The sequence below is a fragment of the Pseudomonas sp. MS646 genome (assembly GCF_036693845.1).
GTDB lineage: Bacteria > Pseudomonadota > Gammaproteobacteria > Pseudomonadales > Pseudomonadaceae > Aquipseudomonas > Aquipseudomonas chlororaphis_E.
In genome coordinates this window covers 1,998,324-2,024,854 of sequence record NZ_CP144763.1, presented here as the reverse complement: position 1 = coordinate 2,024,854, position 26,531 = coordinate 1,998,324, and the positions used below count along the sequence as shown (strand labels likewise).

The window sequence follows — 26,531 nt, the reverse complement described above, 5'->3', positions numbered from 1 at the left end:
GACGAGAAAAAATAATGCCAGCACCGCTAGGACTGAAACCGCTCACCCAGGCTCTACTGATCCGTCATTCGTTTCGACCGCATGTCCCGGTCCTCTGCGCGCTGGTCCTGGGCCTGCCGCTGACGGCCCAGGCCCAGAGCCTGCCGATCAACATCCAGGCGCAACCGCTGGGCAGCGCGTTGCAGGAGTTCGGTCGCCAGACCAACCTGCAAGTGCTCTACAACCCGGCCGACGTCAGTGGCCTGCGCAGCACCGCGGTGAGCGGTGACCTGGAGCCGGCCGCCGCCATGGCCCGGTTGCTCCAGGGCACCCCGATCGCCTACAGCGTCCAGGGCAACAGCATGACACTGCGCAGCCGCAACGATGGCGCGGGCCTGGACTTGGTGCCGATCAACATTTCGGGCACCCAGGAGTCGGCATGGGGGCCGGTGGATGGGATCGTCGCGAAAAAAACCGGCACCGGCACCAAGACCGACACGCCACTCAACGAAGTGCCGCAGACCGTCAACGTCATCACTCAGGACGAGGTCAAGCTGCGCGGCTCGCAGAGCGTCACCGAAGCCCTGCGCTACACCGCCGGCATGACCGGTGGCGGTTTCTCCGACCGTGTGACGATCTTCGACGAACCGACTTCCCGCGGCTTCATCCCGACGCCGCTGTACCTCGACGGCCTGCACCTGCCCTACGGCGGCGGCAGCACCGGCGGCGCCCTGCAGATCGACCCGTACACCCTGGAGCGCATCGAAGTGCTCAAGGGCCCGGCCTCGGTGCTCTACGGCCAGAACCAGCCGGGCGGGATCGTCAACATGGTCAGCAAGCGCCCCACCGCCACGCCGTTGCATGAGGTGACCCTGGGCGCCGGCGACAACGACCGCAAGAAGCTCGGCTTCGACCTGGCCGGCCCGCTGGATGACCAGGGCGAATTCCTCTATCGCCTGACCGGCGTGGCGGAGGATTCCGGTTCGGAAATCGACTACGTCGAGAAAAACCGCATGCTCCTGGCGCCGAGCCTGACGTGGAACCCGAGCGACGAAACCAGCATCACCTTCTTCGCCCAGTACCAGAAAGACCACGACACCCCGTCCGCCCAGGGCCTGCCCGCCTCCGGCACGGTGCTGCCGAACCCGAACGGCAAGTACAGCCGCTCGACCTTTTTCGGCGAGCCGGACGTGAACAAGTACAACCGCGAGCAGTTCGTCGTGGGCTATGAGGCCTCCCATGAACTCAATGACGTCTGGACGCTGAAGCAGACCGCGCGTTACGCCCAGGTCGATGACCAGTACGTGGATCCGCTGCACGGCTACGGCTTCATCGCCAACCCGGTCACCGGGGCCAACGACCAACGCTACATGCGCCGCTACGGGGTGGACTGGTCGCAGACCAACAAGGTCTACAACATCGATACCACTGCCCAGGCCAAATTCCACACAGGGGCACTGGACCACACCGTCTTGCTGGGCGTGGACCACTACCATTTCGAGTCGAAGTTCCTCGGCCTGTACGATCGCAGCGCGTCGGCCATCGACATGTACAACCCGGTGTACGGCGGCGCGATCAATTTCAGCTCGCCCTACCGCTGGGACAACACCGTTCGCCAGACCGGGCTGTATGTCCAGGACCAGCTCAAATGGGACAAGTGGTTCCTCACGCTGGGCGGCCGCTATGACTTTGCCGAAACCGACAACAAGCGTCCGCTTGACGGGACCAGCACCAAGACCCGGGATGAAAAATTCAGTGGCCGGGCCGGCTTCGGCTACCTGTTCGATAACGGTCTGACGCCTTATGTGAGCTACTCGGAGTCATTCCTCCCCGTCACTGACACCGGGTTTGGCAACACCGCGTTCAAGCCGACGACAGGCAAGCAGTACGAAGCCGGGATCAAGTACGAACCCAAGGCTATCGACGGTTTTATCCAGGTGTCGGTCTACGACATCGTGCAAAAGAATGTGGTGACGTCCAATCCGCTCACCCCCGGCTTCAGCGGCCAGTCCGGTGAAGTGCGTTCCCAGGGCATCGAGTTGGAAGGCAAGGTCAACCTCAACAAGAACGTACGGGTGATCGGTTCGGTGTCGCGCAACGACATCGAGTACACCAAGGACAACGATGGTCGCGAAGGCCGTCACCCGGCCAGTGCGCCACCCCTGACCGCCTCGGCCTGGATCGACTACACCTTCACCGGCGCCAGCCCCCTGGCCGGTCTCGGCGCGGGCATCGGCGCACGGTATGTGCGCGAGAGCTACGGCACCGATTACGAAGGCGCATTCACGATTCCGTCCTACACGGTCTATGACGCCATGATGTCCTACGACTTCGAAAAATCCCCGCTGCACATCAAGGGCGTGAGCGTGCGGATGAACATGGAAAACCTCGAGGACAAGAAATACGTCGCCAGTTGCCGCAGCAACTGGGACTGCTACTACGGCCAGGGCCGCACCCTCACCACCGACCTGACCTACAACTGGTAGCCCTCACCGCCGCAAAGGATTGCGGCTAAGGTTGTCTGGACTGCCGTCTTCGCGAAGAAGAGGCCAGGCCTGTCCAACATCTCCATCAACTGACCCACCGCTTTCGCGGGCAAGCCCGCTCCCACAAGGGATTTACGGTGAACACACATCTGTGGTCGCCAACGATCAACCTGTGGGAGCGGGCTTGCTCGCGAAGACGGCGGTACATTCAACATCAATGCAAACTGACCCACCGCTTTCGCGAGCAAGCCCGCTCCCACAAGGGATTTACGGTGAACACACATCTGTGGTCGCCAACGATCAACCTGTGGGAGCGGGCTTGCTCGCGAAGACGGCGGTACGGCCGCATCATCACTCACTGACCCACCGCTATCCCAACTGCGTTTCCACGCGATCCCGCCCAGCCTGCTTGGCGGCATACACGCCCGAGTCGGCCCGAAGCAACAAGGCATCGGCGCCCTCACCGGCGCGCCAGGTGGCGATGCCGAAGCTGGCGGTGACGATTCCCACGTCCTCGATCGGGGCCGAGCGCAAGCCTTCCCACAGCCCCAGGGCCAGGGCATAGGCACTCTCGCTGTCCGTGTCCGGACACAACACCACGAACTCTTCCCCACCCAATCGGCAGAACACATCGGTACGCCGCAACCGCTGGGCAACCCGCTGGCAGACCGCCTGCAACACCCGGTCGCCCACCGCATGGCCATGCTGGTCGTTGATGCGCTTGAAGTGATCGATGTCCAACATGATCACCGCCAGCCCCCCGGAACCGCGCTCGACCCGGGACATCTCCGAGGTCAGTCGCTCCTGGAAATAACGGCGGTTGCGAATCCCCGTCAAGGCATCGGTAACCGACAGCGCCCGCAGTTCTTCCTCCACCCGCTTGAGGTCGGAAATATCCGAGATGTAGCCGTGCCACAACACCCCGCCGCCGGGCAGTTCCTCCGGCGTGGCCTCGCCCCGGACCCAACGCAGGCCCCGCTGCGGCAACTGCAGCCGGTATTCTTCACGCCAGGGGCTCAGGGTATCGGCCGACGCACGAATCGAGCTGCGCACGCGGCTGGCGTCCAGGCAATGAATGCGCGAGAAAATCGCCTCGGCGTTCTGCACCAGCACGTGCGGCTCCAATTCGTAGATGTCGCGAATGCCGTCGCTGGCGTAGATCACACTGAAACGGCCGTTGAAATCCATCTTGAACTGATAGATGCCGCCTGGTACATGGGCGCTGAGTTTCTTCAGCAACAGGTCCCGTGCCGCCAGGGCTTCGTGGACGCGCTTGCGTTCGGTGATGTCGATGCAGATCGCCAGGTGCCCGACCCACAGCCCCTGGTCATCGAGCATCGGCGTGGCCAGCATGTTCACGGTCAGATGGCTGCCGTCGCGACGCACCAGGGTCCACTCCCGTGCCTGCTGGCCGCCCTGCTCGCCCCCCTCGAGCAACATCGCGTGACAGGTGGGGATCGGCTTGCCGAAACGCGCACCGAGCTGGGCGGCCCGGTCCTGGAGTTCACGCGGCACATGCAGGCTTTCGAGGGTCATGCTTTGCAGGACCTCGCTGCTGGGGTAGCCGAGCATCTGTTCGGCGCCGGCGTTGAAAGTCGTGATGACGCCGCGCAGGTCCGTGGCGATGATCGCCACCTCCGTCGCCGCATCCAGCACCCCGCGCAACTGGCCATGGGTGCCGCGCAGTTCCTGCTCCCTGGCCCGCAATTCGCGGGTGCGTTGCTCCACCAGTTTCAGTGCCCGTTGCCGCTGGCTGACCAGCACGTAAAGCAAGGCGCTGAGCAACAGGCTGAGCAAGCCACCCAGCACCATCAGGCTTGCCGCCGATGAGTGGTTGGTTGTCAGGAACGTCCGGCTGGGCCGCAGCTCCACCCGATAATCGCGATCGGCCAGGCGCACCCGGCGGGTCTCCGACAATTCGCTGTGGCCGGCCGGGGTGGGCGATTCGAACAGGGCTTCCTCGCGATCGTCCGCAGACAGGTCGATAACCCGCATCGACAGGTTGTCATGACCGGCCGTCGGCAGCGCATCGCCCGCCAGTTGGCGCATGCTGATGGCCGCGACCACATACCCGAACGGTTCGGTGGCCCCTGGCCGGGTGACCGGTGCCGCCAGCAACACGCCGCGGGTGAAGGCCGGATCGACGCCAATCAGGTCCAGTGGCTGTGAAACCGCCAGCCGGCCACTCTGCCGCGCCCGGTCCAGGGTGGCCCGCCGAACGGGCTCGAACAGCAGGTCCATGCCCAAGGGCGAGCCATAGGAGGCCTGGCTTTGCACGTAGAGCACCGGCACATACTCGTCCCGCTCGGCGGCCGGCCGCAGACCACCGCTGCCGTCGGCTTCACGGACGGTGAAGTTTATCGAGCCGTCGGCCCGCGCCTGCTGTTCGAACGCCAGCCGTTCGTCCCGTCGCACCCTGGGCGCCCAGGCAAGCGCCCGGGTACGTCGCAACAAGGCTTCGGCGTAACCGCGGAATTCGTCATTGGACACCGACTCCGAGTTGGCGAAGAAGCGCCGCAGGCCATCCAGACGCTGCTCCTGCTCCTGGAAGCGCTCCTCGATCCGGCTGAAACGCTCCTCGGCCTGCAGTTCGAAGCGCTGGCGCAGTTGCTGGTCGAACAGGTTCATCATCGCCCAGCTCAGCACCGCCGTCAGAAAGCTGCCGGCCAGCAAGACCAGCGTTGCCACGAGCCAGGCCGAGACGTCTTCGCTGATAAAGCCCAGGATCCTGGGGCGCACCTGATGCAAGGCCATAAACACGACTCAAAAAGGGCCAGGCAGTAGGTTCAACCCGGCCACAGGCTAAGTTATAGCTATTAGCCATCATTTTGACCAGCCCCAAGATGAGCTGAAAGCCTTGAGTTACAAGGCCTGCGTGGATCCAATCAGCAATCGATCAACGGGCCGTGATCTTCCAGGCACGATGGATCTTGCCGTTGCGGGCAAAATCCGGATCGATGGTCTTGGCGGTGATTTCCTCCACCGCGTAGCGCTCGCCGAGGTTGTCCTCGAGCTGGAACTTGCGGAAATTGTTGGAGAAATACAGCACGCCACCCGGTGCGAGGCGGGCCATGGCCAGGTCCAGGAGCTGGACGTGGTCGCGTTGCACGTCAAAGATCCCTTCCATGCGCTTGGAGTTGGAGAAGGTCGGAGGATCGATGAAGATCAGGTCGTATTCGTCGCGACTGGCTTCCAGCCAGGCCATGACGTCGCCCTGCTCCAGGCGGTTCTTGTCGGAGAAACCGTTGAGCGAGAGGTTGCGTCGCGCCCAGTCCAGGTAGGTTTTCGACAAGTCGACACTGGTGGTGCTCCGAGCACCGCCCTTGGCCGCATGGACGCTGGCGGTCGCGGTGTAGCAGAACAGGTTGAGGAAGCGCTTGCCGGCCGCCTCTTTCTGGATCCGCAGGCGCATCGGCCGGTGGTCGAGGAACAGCCCGGTGTCCAGGTAGTCGGTGAGGTTGACCAGCAGCTTGACGCCACCTTCGTTGACCTCGGTGAACTTGCCCTGGGCGCTCTGGCGCTCGTATTGCTTGGTGCCGCTCTGGCGTTCGCGACGCTTGATCACCACGCGGCTCTTGTCGACGCTCAGGGCCTGGGGAATGGCCGCCAGGGCATCGAACAGTCGGGCCGAGGCCTTTTCCGGGTCGATGGATTTCGGCGCGGCGTATTCCTGCACATGGACCCAGTCATGGTACAGGTCGATGGCCATGGCGTATTCCGGCATGTCGGCATCGTAGACCCGGTAGCAGTCCACGCCTTCACGTTTGGCCCACTTACCTAGCAACTTGAGGTTCTTTTGCAGGCGATTGGCGAACATCTGCCCGCCTTCGCTCAAGCGTGCCTGCTCCACCACCGGGGCGGGGACAGGAGCCGGCTTGATCGGGTTGCCATTCTTGTTGTACTGGCGCTCCTGCGGTGCCGCGGGCGCTTGCTGGTCAAGGAGGGCCTGCTCGCGCTCGGCCTGACGCTGTTCCGGGGTGCGACGCTCGCCGGTGACGAACTGGTCCGGCAGCACCTTGATCAGCAACAATTTGCACGGCAAGGCGCCGTTCCAGAACGAATACTGCTTGTGGCTGCGGATGCCCATGCGCTTGCCCAGGTCCGGCGCGCCGGTGAACACCGCGGCCTCCCAGTTCAGGCAGGCCTGGCGCAGGCGCTCGCCGAGGTTCTGGTAGAGGTAAAGCAGGCTCGCTTCGTCGCCAAGCCGCTCGCCGTACGGAGGGTTGCAAATGACCAGGCCTTTCTGGTTCTGGTCCGGGCGGGGTTCGAAGGTGGCGACTTCGCCCTGATAGATCTTGATCCACTCGCTCAAGCCGGCACGCTCGACGTTGTTGCGGCCCGGCTGGATCAGCCGTGGATCAGCCTCGTAGCCGCGAATCCACAGCGGCGGCTTGGCCAGCCCGGCGGCAGCGCGGGCGGTGGCCTCTTCGTGGAGTTTCTTCCACAGCGCCGGCACATGGCCGAGCCACGCGGTGAAGCCCCACTGCTGGCGACGCAGGTTCGGCGCCATGTCGGCGGCGATCATGCCGGCTTCCACCAGGAACGTGCCCACGCCGCACATCGGGTCGGCCAGCGCCCCGCCTTCGGCGGCGATGCGCGGCCAACCGGCCCGGATCAGGATCGCGGCGGCGAGGTTTTCCTTCAGCGGCGCGGCGCCCTGCTGCAAGCGATAGCCGCGTTGGTGCAGGCTGTGGCCGGAAAGGTCGAGGGACAGGATCGCTTCGCCACGGTCCAGGCGCAGGTGGATGCGCAGGTCCGGGTTGAGCTTGTCGACGGACGGCCGCTCGCCCGACGGGGTACGCAGCTTGTCGACGATGGCATCCTTGACCTTCAAGGCGCCGAAGTGGGTGTTGTCGATGCCCGAACCGTGTCCGCTGAACTCCACCGCCAGGGTGCCGTCGGCCAGCATGTGGTCTTGCCAGTCGACGTCCAGCACACCGTGGTACAGGTCGTCGGCGTTCTTCATCTCGAACCGCTTGAGGACCAGCAGCACCCGGTTGGCCAGGCGCGACCACAGGCACAGGCGGTACGCGGTCTCCATGTCGGCCATGCCGCGCACGGCCGAGGTGTGCTCGCGCGCCTCTTCAAGGCCAAGCCCGACGGCTTCCTCGATGAGCAGGCCTTCGAGGCCCTTGGGGCAAGTGAGGAAGAGTTCGAAACGGTCGGACATGGGGATTCCAGCGCCTTTGGCTAAGTGGACCGGGCAACGCATTGCCGGGTCGGGTTCAGTCAGGTGCTTTTCTCAAGAGCACCCGCGTGGCACGAAGGTGTGCCGCTCCACCCTCGCCGCTCAGGTTAAAAGAGCTTAGATGCGGGGGCAGATAAAAAATTCTGTGCAACAAATTGTGAAAACCCGACCCTTTCGTCGAATAGTACCCGAGTGCAACGGGAGGACATTCTCATCCGGGTCAGGACCGCGCCTTTGAGCGCAGGGCTGATCATACAGGGGTCTTGCTCAAAAGCGGACGCTGAACATCAAGTTACTTATCGCCCTAACATCTTTATTGTTACGTGCTTATGACAAAACGATCATTCCATCCATGTGACGCTTTGGTTAGAACTCAACACAGGTTGACGTCGCCACGGCGCCAACACCTTGGCTCGTCACGCCGGCAACGAGCCACCAACGGCAGAATGATTCTGCCCCGGCCTCGACAAGGGCCGACGCTAAAGAAACAGTCAACAAGTGAGGGCAACACCCTATGAGAAGACTTAAGCGTGATCCGTTGGAAAGAGCATTTTTACGCGGTTACCAATATGGCGTTGGTGGTAAATCCCGTGAGCTTTGCCCCTTTACTCTACCGTCAGTACGTCAAGCCTGGATCAACGGCTGGCGAGAAGGACGCGGCGACAACTGGGACGGTATGACCGGCACTGCGGGTATCCATAGACTCAACGAACTTCACGCCGTCGGCTGACACAGGGCTTAACACTCAAGAACTCGACAATCTGATGTGCCAATCGATTTAACCACGCGCGTCCCATCCGGACGGCGGGCTACGGCCCAGGGGCTCCTTCGAGGAGCCCTTTTTATTGCCGGAATCTTATGAACAACGCCGATGCCTGGCTGTGAACACAGGTGTGGCGAGGGAGCTTGCTCCCGCTGGGCTGCACGGCAGCCCAAACACCATGACACACGGAGATTCAGTCATATCGCGTTAGCAGATTTCGGGAGTGCTTCGCACTCCAGCGGGAGCAAGCTCCCTCGCCACAATGGATTTGCCCGATTTTCAGAAAGGCTGAATCAACCCAATGCCGCAATCGCATCCACCGACTCACGAATCAACGCCGGCCCCTTGTAGATGAAGCCCGAATAGATCTGCACCAGGCTCGCACCGGCGCTGATCTTCTCGGCGGCATGCCGTCCCTCGGTGACCCCGCCCGCCGCGATGATCGGCAAGCGCCCCGCCAGTTCGGCGGCCAGGACCTTCACCGTGTGGGTGCTCTTGTCACGCACCGGCGCGCCAGACAAGCCGCCCGCCTCGTCACCGTGTTCCAGCCCTTCGACACCTTCGCGCCCCAGGGTCGTGTTGGTGGCGATCACCGCGTCCATGCCGGTCTCAACCAGGGCCTGGGCCACCTGGGCGGTTTCTTCGTCGCTCATGTCCGGGGCGATCTTGATGGCCAGCGGCACATGCCGGCCATGGATCACCGCCAGTTCCGCACGACGACGGGCCAGGTCGGCCAATAGTTGCTTGAGGGAGTCACCAAATTGCAGGCTGCGCAGCCCCGGGGTGTTCGGTGAGCTGACGTTGACGGTCACGTAGCTGGCGTGGGCGTAGACCTTGTCCAGGCAGATCAGGTAATCGTCGACGGCGCGCTCCACCGGTGTGTCGAAGTTCTTGCCGATGTTGATCCCCAGCACGCCCCGGTACTTGGCCGCCGCCACCCGGGCGAGCAGATGGTCGACACCGAGGTTGTTGAAGCCCATGCGATTGATGATCGCCTCGGCTTGCGGAAGGCGGAACAGCCGCGGCTTGGGGTTGCCCGGCTGCGGACGCGGGGTGACGGTGCCGATTTCCACGAAACCGAAGCCCAACTGGGCGAACCCGTCGATGGCCGTACCGTTCTTGTCCAGCCCCGCCGCCAACCCGACCGGGTTAGGGAATTCCAGGCCCATCACCGTCACCGGCAGTTTCGCCGGGGCCTTGCACAGCAAACCGTTAAGCCCCAGCCGCCCACCCGCGCCGATCAGGTCCAGGGACAGGTCGTGGGAAGTTTCGGGGGAAAGTTTGAACAGCAGCTCACGGGCCAGGGTGTACATGGGCGGGTTTGACTCTGGGCAATAAAAAGTGACGCGAGTATACCGGCCAGGACGGCTAGCGGCGAGAACCCTGGCGATTGCAGGCTACATCTTTGTCTCCCTACACCACCGCCAGCACTTGGGAGCGTTATTTGATAGTGGTGAACGCAAAAAGCCTTCAAAAGATCACTGCAGCTGCGATTGCAGCATTCCAGTCACGTTCCGCCATTGCAGGATCAAAAAATGACGATCGTCGGTACAACCCAACACACAACCCAATCCATTCCCGAGGCGCACCTTCATAAAGCGCACACTGTTATCGATATGGACTCACTCGAAGAAACGCTGAGGATGCTCGATCGCGAGATCCCTGCCGGACAAAGGGCACCGCTTTCATCGCAAGACATGGAGCTCGCCTTGAGCAGTGTAGAGGGTGCGATCCGAAAGATCGTTGAAGAGCGAAACGACGCTCAGCGCACCATTCCTCTCCTGGACCACATCGAACTGCTGATAGACGACCCCGGCAGCTACACACCGAATGCCACGTCCGGCCTGGAAACCGGCCTCCTGGCCTGTCTCGAAGACTTGAAAAGCTCCCTGGAACCTGACCGATTCATATCCCGCGCCCAGAAAGCCCTAGCCTATCTCAGCGACCAACTGGGCAAACTGGCCCGTAACGAATTCGAAGGCGATGCTGGACGCTGGGCCGGCAACGTGACGCACTCCGTCTTACGCACTGGTCTTGTCACCGCCACACTCACGGTGATCAGGCAACTGATCGGATTCACCTTGGAAAAAACCCTCCAATCCAATGCCACCTCGCCGCTGACACGCAACGTCATCGGCTCGATCGTCCAGTTGATCGGCCCGCTGCTGAATGTCCTGGGCGCGATCAGGGACGAATGCAACGGTACGGCAAACCAGGAAACCCGCCTGGCCCGTCTGCTTACGCTCACCCTATCGCTGGTTACCTTCGCCGCCGCGGTCACTGTCCCCTCCGCGCTGCCGGCCTTGGCTTCCTTTGGGTCGCAAATGGCGTTCTATACGTTTGCCCAGGATATGGTGAGCCTGTTCTGCCCGACCGGCGACAACGCCAAGGCCAATCCCGGTGGTACGGCCGTCGCCGGCCTGCTCAATGGCGCTCTGCAATTTCTGTCGTTTACCGCAATGAACTACACCGCCCCCCATTCCGGTCCCGGTTATGTCATGGCCCAAGGTAACAAGCCTCCTGCGCATGAGGCAGAAGGCCTGTCTTTTCAACTGTCGGCCTGGCTTGAACAACAGAACGCCAGGGCGCCCGACGCAAACCTGTCACCAGAGGCTCGCGCCAGTCAGATTGTCGAATCCCTGATCCTGGTGCTGGGACACGACTGGTTGCGAGGTTTCTACAACGGCGGCGCTGACGTCCTCGGCCAATTGTTCATGGGCGAAGCGATGCACGCCTTCCAGGAAACACCTTCCAAGGAGGGATTCCGGGTTACCCCTCTTACCGGACGCATACCCACCGCCGAGCAGATAGGCAATCAATTGTTTTCCACGAATGCAATACGAACCTCCGTAGGCCAAGTCATCATGGCCGTCGTCATCTCGGCTTCCCGATACTTTTCAACCCTGCCAATTTCAAAAGAATGGGTAGACCATATCGCCAACGCATTGGTCGCTCTGGTGGTATTCGCTCTACGTCCCGGAACGACCTACGTCAACGCGCGGACTCAGCCAGGATAATCGCCTTTGCCACCCGCGTTCTCTGCCTGACACAGCGCGCTCAGGCAGAGGCAAACCGTGGCGAGGGAGCTTGCTCCCGCTCGGCCGGGCTCGCGCACCAGCGCGAAGCGGCCCTGTCCTGGGGCTGCTGCGCAGCCCAGCGGGAGCAAGCTCCCTCGCCACGAATGATTACCCGGGTCCAGCATTCGTTGTACCAACGGAGGTCCGGGTCACCACTCACTCCTCTCCCACGCCTCATCCCCCATCGGCTGAAACACCTCACGCATCCACCCCGTGACAAACACCTCCATGGCAAACGCCAGCCCATTGGCGCCGCTGATCTCTTTGTAGAGCCGGGACTTTTCCAGCCCCTCGTCCTTCAATCGAAACAGCACCTGCAACGTGACCGCCTTCAATGCGCTTGCGGTGGGGTACGCCGCGGTGTCGCCGTCTGGCCCTCGCAGCCCGCGCAAAAATTCATAGAGGGCCTTTTCGCCCTGCCCCTCCATCCCTAACAGCCATTGATACAGTTGCTCGAACCCAGGGTCAGGACGCTTGGTGGCGGTCAATGGTTCATGGGCGGCCAGCAAACGCGATTCCAATGTTTGCACCGGGGAGCTGGCGTCGCGATCGAGGGCAACGGTGCCGGGTGTGGGTTCAATCTTCACAAGGCACATCGGCAGACGCGGTGTGTGGGGCGAAACTGGCGCACAGCGCCGACAGGGCTTGCAACGCGGCCTGGTCCAGCACGCGCACCGAATCCGGCAAGTCGGCAATGCTCGCCAACAAGCGCGGCGCGAGCCGCTCGCGCGTGGCTTCCAGGTCGAACTCCAGCAGTTGATCCGCCAGCCGCAGCACGTAGCGATCCTGCGGGTGGTACTCCAAGAGCAGTTCGCCCGACCAGTGCTTGCCCACGCGCTCACGCAGTTCATCGCCGCGCGGACGACAGTGTTGCGGCAATAACACCTGCAACACCGCGTCGCTGTCGCCGGCTTGCCCGACCAGCCAGCGCGCCAGCATGTCGTCCAGCCATTGGGGCTGATTCAAGGCCTGGGCGAGCAGATCGCCCGCAGCCCGGATCAGTTGCTGGTGTAGTTGTTGGCCGAGGGTTTGGGCGGTCAACAAGCCTTCCGCCAACTGCCCGGCCGCCCGCAGGATGCCCTCGGCATACCCCTGCCGGAACGCCTCGGCGTGCACCGCTTCGGCCTCGCGCCGCGCCTGTTCGAGACATTCTCGGGCCCGGCGCTGGGCTTCGAGTTGCAGGCGTCGACGGCGGCGGGCAGCGGCGATGTCCTCGCGGGCCAGGTGCACGTCTTCGTCAACGGGCAGGTCAGCGATGGATCGGATCGAGTCGAGCATGCTGCACCGCCAGGAAGAAAAGCGTCGGGTCCGGTGCAGGGACCGGCCACTGCCGATGCAAACCCACGACCGGTTCGGAAAACTGCAAGGCCAGGCACTCCAGCAGCCACGGTGGGACCTGCCTGTGCCAGCCCCACAGCGCATTGAGGCCGGCCGCTTCGACCTGCTCGATTGAAACCGGCAGGTCCGCGACCGGCAGGCCGCCGCGGGCCCCCAGGCGACAGCCGGCGAACCGGCGCACCGACGCCGGCAGGCATCGCCATGCCGCCCCTCGCGCCAACGTGGGCCACAGCCGATAGGCCCCCATCAGCAACGCCACGCAGGGCAACTGCCGCCACTGGCGAACCCACTGTTTTGCCACGCCGCCCAGCGCTGTCGAAGGCAGCGCCAGTGGCAGCGCCAGCCCATCACGCAGCATGTCATTGAGCCGCCGGCGCGCCTCTTCGCCCTCGAAGTCCGGCGGCACCACTAGGCGCTGCGGGTGCAGGTAAGCCAAAGGCTCGACGAGAAGACGCCGCAGGCATTCAACGTCCGACATCACGTCGCCTCACACCGGCAAAGTGGTAAAGCCAGGCCGCTCCACCGGCCACCAGTAGTCCGCTCATCACCCCCAACAACCACGGCCAGGGCGAATACCCTTGGGTGGTCAACCGCGACGGCGCAACGTGCTGGGTCGGCGAGCGCCTGGACAGCACCACCGAGATGTTCTCGTAGTCCACCGCGGCGAAACTGTTCTTGAGGAAACGCTTGATGTCGTTGATCAGCAATTGCGCCTCGACGTCGCGTTCATGCAGCACCACCGCCGAGAGGTGCACAGGCGCAGGCTTGCGACCGCCCTCGCCGGCGTCCAGGTCATAGCTGATGTGGACCCGCGCCGACACCACCCCTTCGAGCACCCCCAGCGATTGCTCGACGCGCTGTTCCAACGCCGAATACAACCGGGCCTTTTCCGCGCGGGGCGAGGCCACCAGGGCGTCGGCGGGAAACATCTCGGAGACTTGCAGGCGCGGCCTGGAAGGCAGCGCGTAGAGGTTGAGCAGGTCGACGGCGGCGGCAAAATCCAGTGGATCGATCTTCACCGCGTAACCGGTCTTGCCGGTGTCAACCTTCACCGCGGCAATGTTGTTGCGCTGCAACACCGACAGCACTTCGTTGGCCTGTTGCTGATCCAGACCCTCCAGCAGGCTCGGCTGGCGGCACCCCGCCAGGGCCAGGCACAGCAACACGCAACAAAGGCTCGTTCTCATGAAGCACGCAACAGGGTTTCGGCGGTGCCCACGGCCTTGCGCACCATCACGTTGAGCAAGTTGATGTCGACGTTGTATTGCCCGGTCAGCTCCTGCAACTGGGCCAACACGTCAGGGTCGGTGACGTCGGGGCGGCGCAGCAACTGACCGATGGCCGAGACATCCTGCCCACTGTCAACGAAAGCCCTGGCATAGCTGTCGATCAGTCGCGACTCCAGCGAAACGATCGGCCCCTCCTGGGGGCCATGCAATTCAGCGATGGCCAGCCGCTCGATGGCCGACGGGTAAAGACTTTGCAAAGGCATACGGTGCACTCATGAAAGGGCCATCGTCACACGCGATGGCCAGCCGAAAGAGAAAGCGTCAACGCGCCGCCTGGATGATCGCCATATCGATGTCCTTAAAGCCCTTGATCGTGTTGGTCTGGGCGTTGCGAAAGACCGTGTACGAGGAAAACGCGGTCTGGTAGGCCGCCAGCAGCCCGGGGTCGGACGCATCGTTTTTCAGCTTCTCCAGCGCTTCGTCCAAGGCTTCCTTGAGTTTCTTCGCCCCCTCTTCGAATGCCGCGGCCTGCTCACCGAGAAAGTCATCGGGGAATGTGATGGGGAGTCCGATACCAGCCATGCGTCACCTACTCTGTCTGATTTAGAAAATGCCAGGACGAAGACCCCGTCTTGACGTAGCCCTGGGGGCCGGTTTGAAACGACTTGCCCTTGAGCGCGTCGTCCTTGAGCTCGACGGTGAAGTGCACGTAGCGATCCCCCCACTGCCGGTAAAAATCGTCGACGTACTGGCGCGCCGCAGCCAGCTCGGCATCTTGCAAGTTGCCCTCGACGGCGAACGTGACACTGTCGCTGTGCTCGACCCGGCTGAACGCCAGCGAGAGGCGTTGCAAACCACTCTGGGCCAGGTCAGCCAGCCTTCGGTCATCCTGCATCTGCAGCACGACATCGCGGGCATACGGCGCCGCCGCCAGCAGTGTTTCGAGCAGGCGCGCCTGGCTGTCGGGCGTGAGCAGGTTGCGTTGTGCGCTGAGCCACAGGCGCGGCAATGACGGGTCCTTGAGATCGAGCACATGCCAGGCCAGTTGCGGGTCATGGTCGATCAGCACCTGCTCCAGCCGACGCCGCTCCTGCTCCAGCAGCAGCACCGTGCCCTCGAAGCCGGGGTGGCGAGTCAGCACCTGACGGCTCCAGCCGGCATCGCGCTCGCTGGAAACGAACACGTACACCGCCCCATCGCGCCCGCCCAGCACCTGTACCTGGGCGCTGGCGCCGGCAATCAACGCGCGAACGGCGGTTTCAGGCGCCGGTCCCGGTCGCGCCACGAAGCCGAGCGCAATCGCCAGTGCAGCCAGCACCAGGCCGCAGGCGATCCAACGGGGCCGTGGGCTGTTCCACGCGATGGGTGCGGCTGCATGATCAAGCGCAGCGCTCGGATGCTTGAAAAGATCGGGCGCCCAAACTTCGTTCTGGGCTCGCAAGGCGATGTACAAACCACCGACCTGGACCCTGGCCTGGAAGGCTGCATGGCGAACCTCGACCGAATCGCCGAGCACCCGCAACGGCACGCCCTGCGGCGTGGCCTGGTCGGCCAGCACCTCGAAGTTACAGCCACCGGTCTGCAGTGGAACGAAAATGGCCTCGGCAGGCACACTGGCCGAAAGCGCGCCCTCCTCCAACAGCTCCACCGCCCCGACCACGAACACCGTGGTGCCTTCGCCCAGCGCAAACTCGCAGCCCTGCAACGGGCCATTGAGTATCCGCAGGACGCAAGGCTGTAGCGTAGGGGCCGTCGGCACTGTCACCGTCCAAACTCCAGGGCAGTCGAATGAGCCGCCATGGTAGGCACTGCGCAAACAGGCTTCCTGATCGAAATCTGCCGGTTGTGCCGCGCAAGGGATCAGAATCCCGAGCAAGCCCCGTGGCGAGGCTTATCCGTCCGACGGTTCGGTTGCAGGTCGTCCTGGCTGGCCCTGAGTGAGCGCTTGGTAGCGCTGCCAGACCTTACGCGCATAGCGCAGGCGTGCGGCCTGGCGATGGGGTGAGTTGCCCGCGTTGTAAGCGCCGACCGCCGTCCAGTTGTAGCCATGGCGGGCGATGAATTCGGCCAGCACCGACGCCCCGACTTCCACCGACAGGCACGGCTCTTCCAGCAACCGCCGCTCGGTGATCCCCTGGCGTTGCAGGCGCGGCAGATGGCTGCTGTTGACCTGCATCAGGCCAATGTCGCGGGTGCCGTTGCGGTTGTGGTTGATCGCGCCGGGCTGCTGCCCCGACTCGACCTCGGCAATCGCTTGCAGCAGCTCGGGTTCGATGCCATGCAACTGTCCGGCCTTGCTCCAGCACCAGGCATTGGCCTGCGTCACGCCCAGGCCCAGACCGAGACACACCGGCCAGCACAACCAAGCATTTGGACGCCCCCTCATGCCAGGCGCCGCTCGCCGGCCCAGGTCAGTTGCTCGTCAATGCGCCCCTTCAACAGTCGGGCCCGGACACAATCGGGATCGTGCGCCAGGCACTGGTCGATGACGCTCGCAGCCAGTTCGTTACGGCGCCAGAACCAGTGATGCCAGGCGTGAAAGTACAACACGTCCGCCTGATCGGCCGACAACAGGCAGCGTCGAAACAACACCTCGGCCGCCTGTTCGCAGCCGCGCAGACTGGTAAGCAAGGCCAATCGCGTCAACGCCGGCAGGCTGCCGGGGTCCAGTGCCAAGGCCTTGGAAACCGCCACATGGGCCTCTTCGATGGCCCGCTCCTGATCGACCACCCCGATCATCGCCTGCCCGAGCCAGACATCGGCCATGCCGCACCACGGTGGCGCGTACCCGGCATCGAGGTTCACACACTGCCTGAACAGCACCGCCGCATCGCGCAGGCTCTGGACCGTGTGTCGTTGCACTTGGCACAGCCCGTTGAGATAAGCCACCGCCACCGGATAGGCACCACACCGATCACCCACCGGGCGCAGGCCGGGCACGCGCTGGGCCACCAGACACGTCAGCGCGCCCAACGCCTCGCCGGCATCGCGGGCGTCCAGCGTCTGCCCATGGAGCAACGCCTGATCACTGCCGCGGATAAACTCCACCGACCAATGTCGCTGCCCGCCCGAACCGATAAACCGTCCGCTCAAGCAGTAGTCCGCCGACAATTTCCTCACCAACGAATGCACGGTTTGCGATGTGCTGCAGGCCGCGATCACACCTGAAGGCATCACATGCAACGCCTCGCCGAACGCGATGCTCAACTGTCGGATCACCCTGTCCTGCAGATCCAGCGCAGTTGTCTCGTCCAGATTGCGAAACGGCAAGACCGCCAGCGAAGGCGCCACAGTCTTCACCGGCTCCGATGCATCGAGCACAACCACCGGCCAGGTGAATCGATACCCCTGGCCGTACACCGTTGCGATGTAATCCTTGTTGTTCATGAGCAACTTGCGCAGCGCATAGATACAGCGGGTCAATGACTCTTCTGCGGCATCCATCCGCGGCCAGGCATGGTCCAGCAGATAGTCCTTGCTAACGACACTCCCCGCCGAATTCAACAACAAACGCAGTACTTGCAACTCTTTGGGTGGTACATGAACTCCTTGTCCATCTCGCATCAGCGTTCCATCGCCTTGCAATAGCCAGCGGTCAAAAACGAATGACTTGCCCGGCGTTTGATCAGTTGTACTGTCCATACTCTGAGACTTCTCTATAGAAAGTGACTGAAGCGCGATTGAGCCTGCCGGTAGGCAGGCTCAGGATGACGAGCTGCGTGACTATAGGAAGATGCTTGGGGGGATTCCGTAGGACTTTAACTTTATAGCCGTAAGAATTTACGACAAAAGCCGTAGGATTGCTATCGTTAGGCTATACAGCGAACTTAATGACCACCTTAAATTTCAAACAAGTAAAGTCATGAGCTTTTTTTACAAGCAGATGTCTCAAAGGAGATTTTATCGTAACCATTCCTTTCCCAAGCAACTAATACCCATGACCATTACAAGTATCGCTTCTAATTTTTCAGTTCGTCCTTCAACAAGCGAAACCACCTCTACCACTGAGCCCAATAAATCGGCCTCCAACAATCAAGAAAAAGAAAAAACCTATCAAAAAGTGTTCTCAATGATCAGTGATCGCTACGAGCACTTTCGCCCAGAAACCGAGTCCGGCTTTCAACAAAGCCCTGGAGTAACCGCAGACATCGAGCCCATTTCAAAAAAGGACCTCATAGACATTCTGGAACATATTAAATCCAACGATGACTTATTAGCAAACTGCAAGCAGAACTCCGCTAAAGCGCCGTTTTTTAGTAAATTTTATTTAATGTCCAACCCTGAACAGGGTTGGAATCTCCGTCTCCATTCTTTTAACGTCAGAGGTAGCGGCTTGGGCGAAGAAGATAGCCCTCACTATCATCGGTGGACACTAGCATCAAAAGTTCTGGCAGGAGGATATATAAACGTTGAATATAAAGAAGGCCCGAAAACAGATTCAACCTCACAAAAAAATGCTTTTTCCAAATACGAATTAGCCTCATCAAAATCCCAATCGAGCAATGAAGTACGTACGGCAAAATATATATCAGAGGCAGAAATGAAACCTACAGGGAGGACCTTGTACGCAGAAGGTGATTTGAATCATTTCCCTATAGTAAAACCACACAGCGTGGAAACGCATGCGGCCGTCATGGGTACGACCATGACCTTGGCCCATACAAGCAAGGCCGCCTCCGACATATCTATTTCCTTCAAAAAAAACAATGACATCAAAGCACTTCCAGAAATAAAAATAGAAAGCAAAGAAGCGTTCACCAGCATGCTTCAAGATCAGATAACTCACTTACAAGTACTTGTCATTAGCGACAAGCTAAACACGTTGCTGCTCGCAAAATTCGAAGCTGGCGCCCCACTTACGATCGGCGAAGAAAAACATATGGCCGATTACAAGGAACCAAACTACATAGAAACCTCTTTTCTTCCGACGCTTGCCATTTATCAAATGGAAGCCCACAACGGAGTCGAACATCGTGAATTCTCCGAGGACGTTGCAGCGCTCATCGATGACGAATTAATCGAAATAAATAGCGAGGCGCTAGAGAAACTGATCTCGAACAATCAACAAGATTTATTCGACAAACAGCTGACCATTGAAATCCTTGATGAAGAATTATCCAGCTTATTGAACGAACGCAAAAAAACAAACTAATTCAACCCTTGCAAGAAGAGACCATCTGTCGACGGTCTCTGTCTCAAACGCTTGCAGAGAGGCAGTGGAGCTATTTAACTGCCTCAACCCCGCCATCTCGACTAGCACAAACCATCCCCTTGCTTAGCTTTTAGCTCATTCTTGAAGTGCCCTTCATAAAAACTAACAAACCTAGCGCCTCTTCAAAATTTTTGGACTATACAGCTCTCCACCGATCTGCATATCTCTCGCACCGTCTTCCACTCAGCAACTTCCGCCTCGAAAAGTTCAATACCGAACCGCTCATTCAACTCCAATATCATCTCAATCAAAACAATGGAGTCCACATACAAATCCTTGACCAACTGCGAATCAGAGCCTATCAACCGATCACTCTGCATAAGGCTGCCCGACAGTATTTCTATTACCTCCCGCTCAATTTCCACCCGCTCCAATGAACTCACCATCGCATCCCTCCTCCATAAAAAAATCCGGCAAGCCAAATAATTCGCTGGCCATACCGGATTAAAAAATGACGCCTTGTTTTTTTCAGAAATTCAACATTGCCTTTAACATATCCGCAAACTGATTCAAATGCGCCGACAGCGTCTTGTTGAAGTTGTCGTGGTAGGCATTGGCGTTCGAATACTTCTGGGTCAACGATTGCAGCAGGTTCTTCATACGTTCTTCCTGGGCGTTGAAGCCGGTCTGCCACTGGTTGTACTTGGCGGTGTCCCAGGTCACGGTGCCGCCGCTGGCGGGCAGGCCTTCCTTCATGAGGGTGAGCGGGTCGAGGTCGATGACCACGCACCAGGTGCCGTCGCCGTTTGGCTTGAGACACCTGCCGGGCAGGCCCAGGGCCTTGAGCCATTTCTCGGCTTCGTCCTTGCTGGCGCCGCCTTCTCCGGGCTTTGGAAACAGCACCGAAGCCGGATTGGGGTGGCTGTATTTTTCGATCAGCCGAGTCAGTGCGGCGCGCAGGGCACCGACATCGAGCTTGACGTCCTTGCCGTCGTTCGCACCTTCGATCCAGTCCTTCATCTGCGCGGTGATCTCGGCGTTGAAGTCGGCGAAGAAGTCCGAATAGGCGGCGATGATGTGCTCGTAGCCGGCGAGGTAGCCGTTTTTGATCAGGTCGATCAGTTCGAGGAGCTTTTCGAAGAAATCGTTCGAGGAATTGATCGAGGCGTCCAGGGCCTCCGCGATCTCGATGGGTTTGTCCTTGTCCAGGTGCACCTTGAGATCGCGCAGGATTTCGCCTTGTTTGCTTTCGAGCTGGCGAAGCCGGGTTTCGTCCAGAGCACTCATGCAGCCGGTCATGGCCGCGCTGCACTGACGCAATTGCAAGCTCCACAACTGCGACCGTGTGCGCTTGGCGTGGATCTGTTCGAAGGCCTCTGCGAGATCCATCTTCGCCAAGCCTTCGGCCGTCAGGCTCTTCAAACGACCGATCGTGTCTGCCGAGCATTCGAGCATTCGTTGGAGGTGGCGATTGAGCGTCTTGAAAGAACGCTCCAATACGTCCACCGGTTGGAAGGCCGACTGACCCATCGCGCTCATTTCAGGCGGGGCCTGCGCGGGATCCGAATGATCGGCATAGGTCGCTTGCCGAGGCGTTTGGGTGACACCTTGTATGTCCATCTTATGAATGCCCTCAAGCGGTAACGGCACGCACGACGTCGGCGCGCGATTGGAAAAGCTGCATCACCATGTCCATCAGTTTCTGCAACAACGCGGCTTCGGCCGCGTCTTTCTGCGCGACTTCATCGGCCAGGCTCTTCTGGCTGTTCTGCGCGCTTTGCTGCAGCACTTCCTGCTCCCGGGCGGCGTGCTCGGTGAGGCGCACCACGTTGGCCACTACCTGGCTTAAGTTCATCGACATGGCGCCGAGGGCGCGGCCGATTTCCAGTTCTTTCTCGATGCCCTGGCTGCCCATCTGGCTCAGCCAGTCGGAGGTCTGGCCGACCTTCTGGGCCTTGAGGATCTCACCGTCGAACCAGGCCTGTTCCTGGGGCGTCAGGGTGGCACCCTTGGGTTTGAAATCGACGGTGGTCGGACGGGCGAAATCATCCAGGGTGTTGATCTTGTAGGTGGTCTTCGGGTCCCAGTTCTCCCGCTGGCGCTGCAGCTTGAGGTCGCGTTCGAGGTTGCCGGCGTCCAAGGCGTTGCGCCTGTGCAGATCGATGTCGGCGTGTTTCAGGGCCTGCCCGTGGAGGGTCTTGACCATGGAAAAACCGGCGACGGCGCCGGACACCACGGCAGCGGTGATGGCGCTGTACAGCGCCGCCTGGCCGGATTCGACGATGGCCCTGCCCTGGGCCTTGGCCGCGTCGGACGCCATGACGGTGAAATGGCCGCGCAGTTGCGCGTTGGCGACGCGCGCGATGTTCAGCGCGATGATCGCGGCCACCAACACGTTGGCGTGTTTTTCCCAGGCGCCGGGGTCGAAGATCAGTTCGTTGCGCGCTTCGTCGCTGAGCATCATCGAGGCCGCCATGAAGTCTTGCCCATCCGCTTCGGTGGGCTGATAGGCGTTGATTCTGCGTTCGAGCTCAGTCGGCGCGATGAAGCTGTCGCGTTCGAGTACCTGACTGGCCGTGGCCGCGTCGAACACCGCGGAACCGGAGCGATACGTTTTGGACGGGTGCTCTGGGTTGGCATCGACCCGTACAGGGGCGATCCCGGTCGTAGCGTAAGGATTGATCATCTCGGATACCTGGGGTCAGTGATTGATTTCAAACATGCCGAACCATGCTCAGGCTCACGGCATGGCTGCGTTGCAGGTCGGCGAAGACCTGTTCGATCTGTCGGGTCCTGTCACGCATCGCTTGCCCGTAGTCCTCGACCACCTGGGTCAGGTACCGGCTGATTTCCTCGCTGATCGCCATGCGCACCCGCACGTCCGCCAGGTGCACGGCGGCCTGGGCCTGGTGCTTGCCGCTCTGGATCTGCAACCCGCCCTGCACCGCCACGCTGCCGAATTCGGTCAGGGCCTGGGCGATCTCCAGGTTCGCGGCATAACGGGCCAGCGTCATCGGATCGGCGCCGTGGGTGATGAAACCACGCAGTTGGGTCAGCGCCTGCGTCAGGGCGTTACCGACCGACGACGCCATCTGCTTCATGGCTTGCATGGCGGCGGGTGCTGCCTGGGCGGCCACGGAAGCGAGTTTCGAAGCGACGGCACTTACCATTGGCCCGATCACCTGCACCCCGACCATGGCGACCAGGGCCACCGCCGCCAAGGTCGAGATCACGCCCTGGATCATGCCGGCGATCTGGGCGATGTCTCGGGCCTTTTCGGGATCGACGCCGAAATCGATCAAGAGCTGGGTGTAGAGCTCGGTGAAGCGCTTGATGGCTTCCTGCATGACGACGGTCAGCGGCTTCATGGCCTCGGCCATGAATGACTTGCCGGTTTTTGCTTCCACCACCGCATCGCCGATCATCACCGCTGCGCCAACCACGCCCACCGCGATCAGTACTGGGTTGGCCGTCAACACGCCAGCGACAATGGTGGCAGCGCTCAAGATCGCCCCGACGATCTTGCCGATGCAGCCCATGGTTTTCTGCAGTGCCTCGGCCTTGCGGACTTCCTCCAGGTATTTATCCGACTCACGCTTCATGTGCTCCTGAAGCTTGACCTGCAACTCCTGGAATAGCGCCTGGCTGAGTTCCTCCTTGTTCTGCGCCGCCTCGCCCAGCAACTCGATGATCTTGAGGCGATTGAGTAACGCCAGCGCGCTGCTGCTGAGGGCTTTTTCATCCGTCTCTTGCGTGGCGGGGCCGCTCATGCCGGACACCACTACCCTGGCGACCAAACCGCTCAAGGTGTTGGCAAAGGCATTGGCGATCCCGATCAGTTTCAGGTGGGCCTCGGTCGCCGCGTTAAAGGCTTGGGTGTGGCTCGCCAACTCGCCCTTGAGCTGGTCACGACGGCTCAGCTCTTCAGCGTACTCGGCGGACCCTGGGTCCAACTGCGCCAGCCGGGCTTCGCTTTCGGCCAGCAAGCCCTGCACATGCACGAGTCGCTCATGCAATTGCTCGAGATGCTCCTGGCTGCTGCCGACCTGCCCTTCGGCCGCCGCCCAGGCCTGGAGGGCCGCGGCGTAATCGGCCGAGAGATTTTCCAGCCCCTGTTGCCGGGCGCTCGCCATGCTCTGCAGCATCGCCAGGCGGTTTTTCAGTTTGTTGACGTCGACTTCACCGATCAGCTCGCTGATCATCGCCATCAACAAGGTGAACAGGTCGCCATTGGTCTCCTGCCTGTTGCCGTCGGCTCGCAGCGGCGGATGCAGCACGGGCCGGCCCAGGCTGGCGGTGGACGGGCCACCCTGGCCTTCGTAGCGCACCGACATCAGGTCCTCCAGCGCCTTCTGGCCCGCCTCGCGGTACTGTGTGGTCCTGGCGGCCTGGCTGGCGGCGGCGCCGTAGCGCTCAAAGGCCTCGGCGCGGTTCATCGTAACGCCCGGGTACGCGGGGCGGGTAATCTCACTCATGTTCAGTCCTCCGAACATTGCTGTTCCATGTGGGCCAAGGTGTCGAGATACACCTTGGCCTGCTCGCGCAGCGTGTCTTGCGTGGCGTGCTCGAGCACGTAGTCGAAACACAACCGGGCCTTGCCAACCTTGCCCAGGGCCAGGTGACACTGGCCGGTGTAGAGCATTGGCCGGTAGTCGTCCTTGCCTTGGGCAAAGGCAATCGCATACAGGTCGATCGCTTTCTGGTGGTCTTGCTTGAGCTGGTGCACGGCGGCCAGTCCCATCCAGTAATCGCTGTTGTAGAAGTCGTAGATGCACAGGAAGTGGAAGAACTTCTGCGCATCGTCCAGTCGCCCCTGCTCGTAGAACTCGAAGGCGAAGGCATAGAGGCTGGCCATGTGTTCGTCACTGATGCCTTGCACGTCCTTCAACGCCGCGCCCGCGAGCACCGCATCGACGACCTCCAGGGCCACCTGCTCGTCTTGTTTGTTGTTGCGACTCATCGGCCCCACTCCTGAAAAAATGCCAGCGTCGCTGACGGGTGCATTGAGCCAAACCGCGGGTGGGGGGCGCTGCCAAATTGCGCTCATTGCGGTGAGTGCCTTCCCCTGGTCGGCAGAAATCTTTTGTGGCGAGGGGATTTATCCCCGCTGGGCTGCGCAGCAGCCCCAAAACGGCAAACTCAATTGACATGACGCACCGCGTTGTCTGGTTTAGGGCCGCTGCGCAGCCCAGCGGGGATAAATCCCCTCGCCACAGGGTTGTGCATGAGCCTGGGCGCACATCGGCCTCACGCCTGCTCCACCTGCTCCAGCCAGATCAGCAAGCGCAGCACTTGCTCCACTTCCTGCACCTGCAGAAAGCTGTAGCGCTGGTGGGTCTTGAAGATGCGCCGGGCCAGGGCCACGTCGTTGACCACCGGCACCCCCACCTCCTTGGCGTACGCCCGCACGGCCAGGGCGCGCTGGTTGGTTTCCATCAGGGAAATGAACGGCAGCAAGGTGATTTCCGGGCGGAAGTACACGCCGATGGCGATGTGGGTCGGGTTGGCGATGATCATGCGCGAGCTGCGCACGTCGGACTTGACCTGCTCCGACAGCAGCTCCATGTGCAGGTCACGGCGGCGGCCCTTGATCTGCGGGTTGCCGTCCTGCTCCTTGTGTTCGCGCTTGACCGAATCCTTGTCCATCATCTGGTCCTTCATGAACAGCCCGTACTCGCACACCGCATCGAGCACGACGATCAACACGACGCAGGCCAGGAACGCCAGCACCAGCACCAGCAACAAACGTCCCCAGATCGCGAACAGATCGGGGGCCTGGGCGAACAGCTGGGCAAACAGCAGCGGCCGTTGCGTGACCCAGACGACCCATAGCGCCAGGGCGAAACTGCCCAGGTACAACAGCGCCTTCACGGTGTCCTTGACGGTGCGCAGGCTGAACAGCTTCTTGAAGCCGTTGACCGGGTTCAACGCGCCAAAATTGAGTTTCAACGCTTCGCTGGCCAAGGCAAAACCGCTTTGCAGCAAAGCCGGCACGGCGCTGGTCAGCACGCACACCAGCAACAGCGGCAGCAACGCTTCCAGCCCCAGCAGCACCCACATCATCGAGTACGCTTGCAGGTCGGCGTCAAAGCCGCTGTCGATGATCCGCCGGTAGACCTCCATGACCTCGACCAGCGAGCTGTTGAAGACCAGGTAGCTGATGCCGCACAGGGTCAGGCAACTGATGACCAGGTCCTTGGCCTTGAACGTCTGGCCTTTGCGGGCCGCATCCCGGAGCCGCTTGGCCGTGGGTTTTTCAGTCTTCGAGGCGCTGGACGACATGCCCGCCCTCCTCGGCCTCCAGGTAGTCGGCCAGGCCTGCGGACGTGCTGCCCATGCGCAGCACTTCATCCGGCAGGTGCACGCCGAAGTACAGCATCAGCACCACCAGCGCCACCAGGCTCTTGACCGTCAGCGACACCGAGAACGCGTTCATCTGCGGCGCATAGCGCGAAAGCAAGCCGAGCAGGGCTTCGCTGACCAGCAAGGCGGCCACCACCGGTGCACTGATCACCAGGGTCTTGCCCACCAGCATGTCCAGCAAGGCATGGATAGCCGGCAGGTTCATCGCGCAACCACTCGCCGGCCCGCACAGACGATAGCTCTGGGCAACGGTTTCAAGCATCAACAGCAGGCCGCCACCTTCGAGGTAGACCACCGCGGCGAACCACTGGAGAAAGTTCGCCAGCTCCGAGGTGTCCACGCCGTTGGCCGGGTCCACCGTGCTGCTGAGCATCGCGCCCCGCTGGTTGTCGATCAGGTTGCCCATGGCATGCAACACCCAGAATGGCCAGCACAATAGCCCGCCCAGCAGCACGCCAATGCTCGCCTCTCGCAGCATCAAGCCGAGAAACGCCAGGCTGTCGAGGGCGGGCACGGGCACGCCCACATAGGCCCAGAACCCCAGCGCCACCAGCACGATCACCGCCTGGCGCGGCACGCCGGTGAGCACGCCGCTGTTGAGGAACGGCAGCATGAAGAACATCGGCGCCAGGCGTGCCACGCCCAGGAGCGCGGCGGCGAACCCGGCGTACAGCTCGAAGAACAAGGTCATCGACATCGGCCTAGTCCAACGCCAGGCGGATGACTTCGCGACTGAAATCCAGCAGGGTTTCGCCGTACCAGCCCGAGAGCAGGAACAGGCAGGCGGCGACCGCCAACAACTTGAACCCGAACGGCAGGGTCTGCTCCTGCAACTGGGTCACGGTCTGGATCAGCCCCACCACCAGGCCGACCACCGTGGCGACGATGATCGGCCAGGCCACCATCAGCAGGATCAGGTACAGGGTCTTGTTACCGGCATAGACCAGGTCGTTCAT

24 protein-coding genes are annotated in these 26,531 nt (G+C 61.5%); 4 read left to right on the top strand and 20 right to left on the bottom strand.

From position 1 onward, the window contains the following. Positions 1-14: 14 nt before the first annotated feature. Entirely contained in the window at positions 15-2,465 is a 2,451-nt protein-coding gene (locus V3H56_RS08960; protein ID WP_338474497.1) for a TonB-dependent siderophore receptor, read from the top strand. 369 nt (positions 2,466-2,834) lie between these two features. Here V3H56_RS08960 and V3H56_RS08955 read toward each other — a convergent pair whose 3' ends face one another. After that, complete coding sequence (locus V3H56_RS08955; RefSeq protein WP_338474496.1) at positions 2,835-5,219, bottom strand: diguanylate cyclase; 2,385 nt, start codon at positions 5,217-5,219, stop codon at positions 2,835-2,837. Between the two features lie 142 nt (positions 5,220-5,361). Then, a complete protein-coding gene (gene rlmKL, locus V3H56_RS08950; RefSeq protein ID WP_338474495.1) occupies positions 5,362-7,635 on the bottom strand; it encodes a bifunctional 23S rRNA (guanine(2069)-N(7))-methyltransferase RlmK/23S rRNA (guanine(2445)-N(2))-methyltransferase RlmL in 2,274 nt (757 codons plus the stop codon). A gap of 532 nt (positions 7,636-8,167) precedes the next feature. Here rlmKL and V3H56_RS08945 point away from each other — a divergent pair. Next, on the top strand, positions 8,168-8,383 hold the full coding sequence (locus tag V3H56_RS08945) for a ribosome modulation factor (RefSeq protein ID WP_003223300.1): 216 nt from the start codon (positions 8,168-8,170) through the stop codon (positions 8,381-8,383). Positions 8,384-8,709: 326 nt separating this feature from the next. On the opposite strand, the gene V3H56_RS08940 is transcribed toward V3H56_RS08945, so the two are convergent. Further along, entirely contained in the window at positions 8,710-9,729 is a 1,020-nt protein-coding gene (locus V3H56_RS08940; RefSeq protein ID WP_123578622.1) for a quinone-dependent dihydroorotate dehydrogenase, read from the bottom strand. A gap of 222 nt (positions 9,730-9,951) precedes the next feature. Here V3H56_RS08940 and V3H56_RS08935 point away from each other — a divergent pair, with 222 nt between their 5' ends. After that, complete coding sequence (locus tag V3H56_RS08935; protein WP_338474494.1) at positions 9,952-11,433, top strand: hypothetical protein; 1,482 nt, start codon at positions 9,952-9,954, stop codon at positions 11,431-11,433. A gap of 209 nt (positions 11,434-11,642) precedes the next feature. Here V3H56_RS08935 and V3H56_RS08930 read toward each other — a convergent pair whose 3' ends face one another. The 9 genes from V3H56_RS08930 to V3H56_RS08890 all read right to left on the bottom strand — a co-directional run bounded on the left by V3H56_RS08930 (position 11,643) and on the right by V3H56_RS08890 (position 17,570). After that, entirely contained in the window at positions 11,643-12,089 is a 447-nt protein-coding gene (locus V3H56_RS08930; RefSeq protein WP_338474493.1) for a hypothetical protein, read from the bottom strand. Next, the gene (locus tag V3H56_RS08925) at positions 12,070-12,771 is read right to left on the bottom strand and encodes an HrpE/YscL family type III secretion apparatus protein (protein ID WP_123578620.1); all 702 of its coding nucleotides are present in this window, start codon (positions 12,769-12,771) and stop codon (positions 12,070-12,072) included. The genes V3H56_RS08930 and V3H56_RS08925 overlap by 20 nt, the downstream gene beginning before the upstream one ends. Further along, positions 12,743-13,309, bottom strand: coding sequence for a secretion system protein (locus tag V3H56_RS08920; protein WP_338474492.1), 567 nt, complete (start codon positions 13,307-13,309; stop codon positions 12,743-12,745). Before V3H56_RS08920 ends, V3H56_RS08925 begins: the two co-directional genes overlap by 29 nt. Then, positions 13,296-14,018 carry an EscJ/YscJ/HrcJ family type III secretion inner membrane ring protein gene (locus tag V3H56_RS08915; RefSeq protein WP_338474491.1) on the bottom strand — a complete coding sequence of 241 codons (723 nt, stop codon included), beginning with the start codon at positions 14,016-14,018 and terminating at the stop codon, positions 13,296-13,298. The genes V3H56_RS08920 and V3H56_RS08915 overlap by 14 nt, the downstream gene beginning before the upstream one ends. Next, positions 14,015-14,323, bottom strand: coding sequence for a type III secretion system inner rod subunit SctI (gene sctI, locus V3H56_RS08910; RefSeq protein WP_338474490.1), 309 nt, complete (start codon positions 14,321-14,323; stop codon positions 14,015-14,017). Before sctI ends, V3H56_RS08915 begins: the two co-directional genes overlap by 4 nt. A gap of 58 nt (positions 14,324-14,381) precedes the next feature. After that, positions 14,382-14,642 (bottom strand): type III secretion system needle filament subunit SctF, encoded by a 261-nt coding sequence (sctF, locus tag V3H56_RS08905; protein ID WP_042730845.1) that lies wholly within the window; start codon positions 14,640-14,642, stop codon positions 14,382-14,384. A gap of 7 nt (positions 14,643-14,649) precedes the next feature. Then, on the bottom strand, positions 14,650-15,825 hold the full coding sequence (locus V3H56_RS08900) for a PrgH/EprH family type III secretion apparatus protein (RefSeq protein WP_338474489.1): 1,176 nt from the start codon (positions 15,823-15,825) through the stop codon (positions 14,650-14,652). Positions 15,826-15,951: 126 nt separating this feature from the next. Continuing rightward, positions 15,952-16,446, bottom strand: a complete 495-nt coding sequence (locus V3H56_RS08895; protein WP_042730843.1) for a transglycosylase SLT domain-containing protein — start codon at positions 16,444-16,446, stop codon at positions 15,952-15,954. After that, the gene (locus V3H56_RS08890) at positions 16,443-17,570 is read right to left on the bottom strand and encodes a winged helix-turn-helix domain-containing protein (protein WP_338474488.1); all 1,128 of its coding nucleotides are present in this window, start codon (positions 17,568-17,570) and stop codon (positions 16,443-16,445) included. The genes V3H56_RS08895 and V3H56_RS08890 overlap by 4 nt, the downstream gene beginning before the upstream one ends. Before the next feature lie 427 nt (positions 17,571-17,997). Here V3H56_RS08890 and V3H56_RS08885 point away from each other — a divergent pair, with 427 nt between their 5' ends. Beyond that, positions 17,998-19,212, top strand: a complete 1,215-nt coding sequence (locus V3H56_RS08885; RefSeq protein ID WP_338474487.1) for a hypothetical protein — start codon at positions 17,998-18,000, stop codon at positions 19,210-19,212. 182 nt (positions 19,213-19,394) lie between these two features. Here the strand turns inward: V3H56_RS08885 and V3H56_RS08880 are convergent, their stop codons facing one another. The 8 genes from V3H56_RS08880 to V3H56_RS08845 all read right to left on the bottom strand — a co-directional run bounded on the left by V3H56_RS08880 (position 19,395) and on the right by V3H56_RS08845 (position 26,531). Then, positions 19,395-19,658 carry a phosphopantetheine-binding protein gene (locus V3H56_RS08880; RefSeq protein WP_338474486.1) on the bottom strand — a complete coding sequence of 88 codons (264 nt, stop codon included), beginning with the start codon at positions 19,656-19,658 and terminating at the stop codon, positions 19,395-19,397. A gap of 82 nt (positions 19,659-19,740) precedes the next feature. Beyond that, entirely contained in the window at positions 19,741-20,742 is a 1,002-nt protein-coding gene (locus V3H56_RS08875) for an IpaD/SipD/SspD family type III secretion system needle tip protein (RefSeq protein ID WP_338474485.1), read from the bottom strand. Between the two features lie 103 nt (positions 20,743-20,845). Further along, positions 20,846-21,898, bottom strand: coding sequence for a cell invasion protein (locus V3H56_RS08870; RefSeq protein WP_338474484.1), 1,053 nt, complete (start codon positions 21,896-21,898; stop codon positions 20,846-20,848). Positions 21,899-21,926: 28 nt separating this feature from the next. Further along, positions 21,927-23,687 (bottom strand): type III secretion system translocon subunit SctE, encoded by a 1,761-nt coding sequence (gene sctE / locus V3H56_RS08865; protein WP_338474483.1) that lies wholly within the window; start codon positions 23,685-23,687, stop codon positions 21,927-21,929. Between the two features lie 2 nt (positions 23,688-23,689). After that, complete coding sequence (gene sicA, locus V3H56_RS08860) at positions 23,690-24,172, bottom strand: type III secretion system translocator chaperone SicA (protein ID WP_338474482.1); 483 nt, start codon at positions 24,170-24,172, stop codon at positions 23,690-23,692. A gap of 287 nt (positions 24,173-24,459) precedes the next feature. Continuing rightward, positions 24,460-25,494 carry an EscU/YscU/HrcU family type III secretion system export apparatus switch protein gene (locus tag V3H56_RS08855; protein ID WP_053146714.1) on the bottom strand — a complete coding sequence of 345 codons (1,035 nt, stop codon included), beginning with the start codon at positions 25,492-25,494 and terminating at the stop codon, positions 24,460-24,462. Further along, positions 25,469-26,272 carry a type III secretion system export apparatus subunit SctT gene (gene sctT, locus V3H56_RS08850; protein ID WP_338474481.1) on the bottom strand — a complete coding sequence of 268 codons (804 nt, stop codon included), beginning with the start codon at positions 26,270-26,272 and terminating at the stop codon, positions 25,469-25,471. The genes V3H56_RS08855 and sctT overlap by 26 nt, the downstream gene beginning before the upstream one ends. A gap of 4 nt (positions 26,273-26,276) precedes the next feature. Then, positions 26,277-26,531, bottom strand: a complete 255-nt coding sequence (locus tag V3H56_RS08845) for an EscS/YscS/HrcS family type III secretion system export apparatus protein (protein ID WP_042732696.1) — start codon at positions 26,529-26,531, stop codon at positions 26,277-26,279.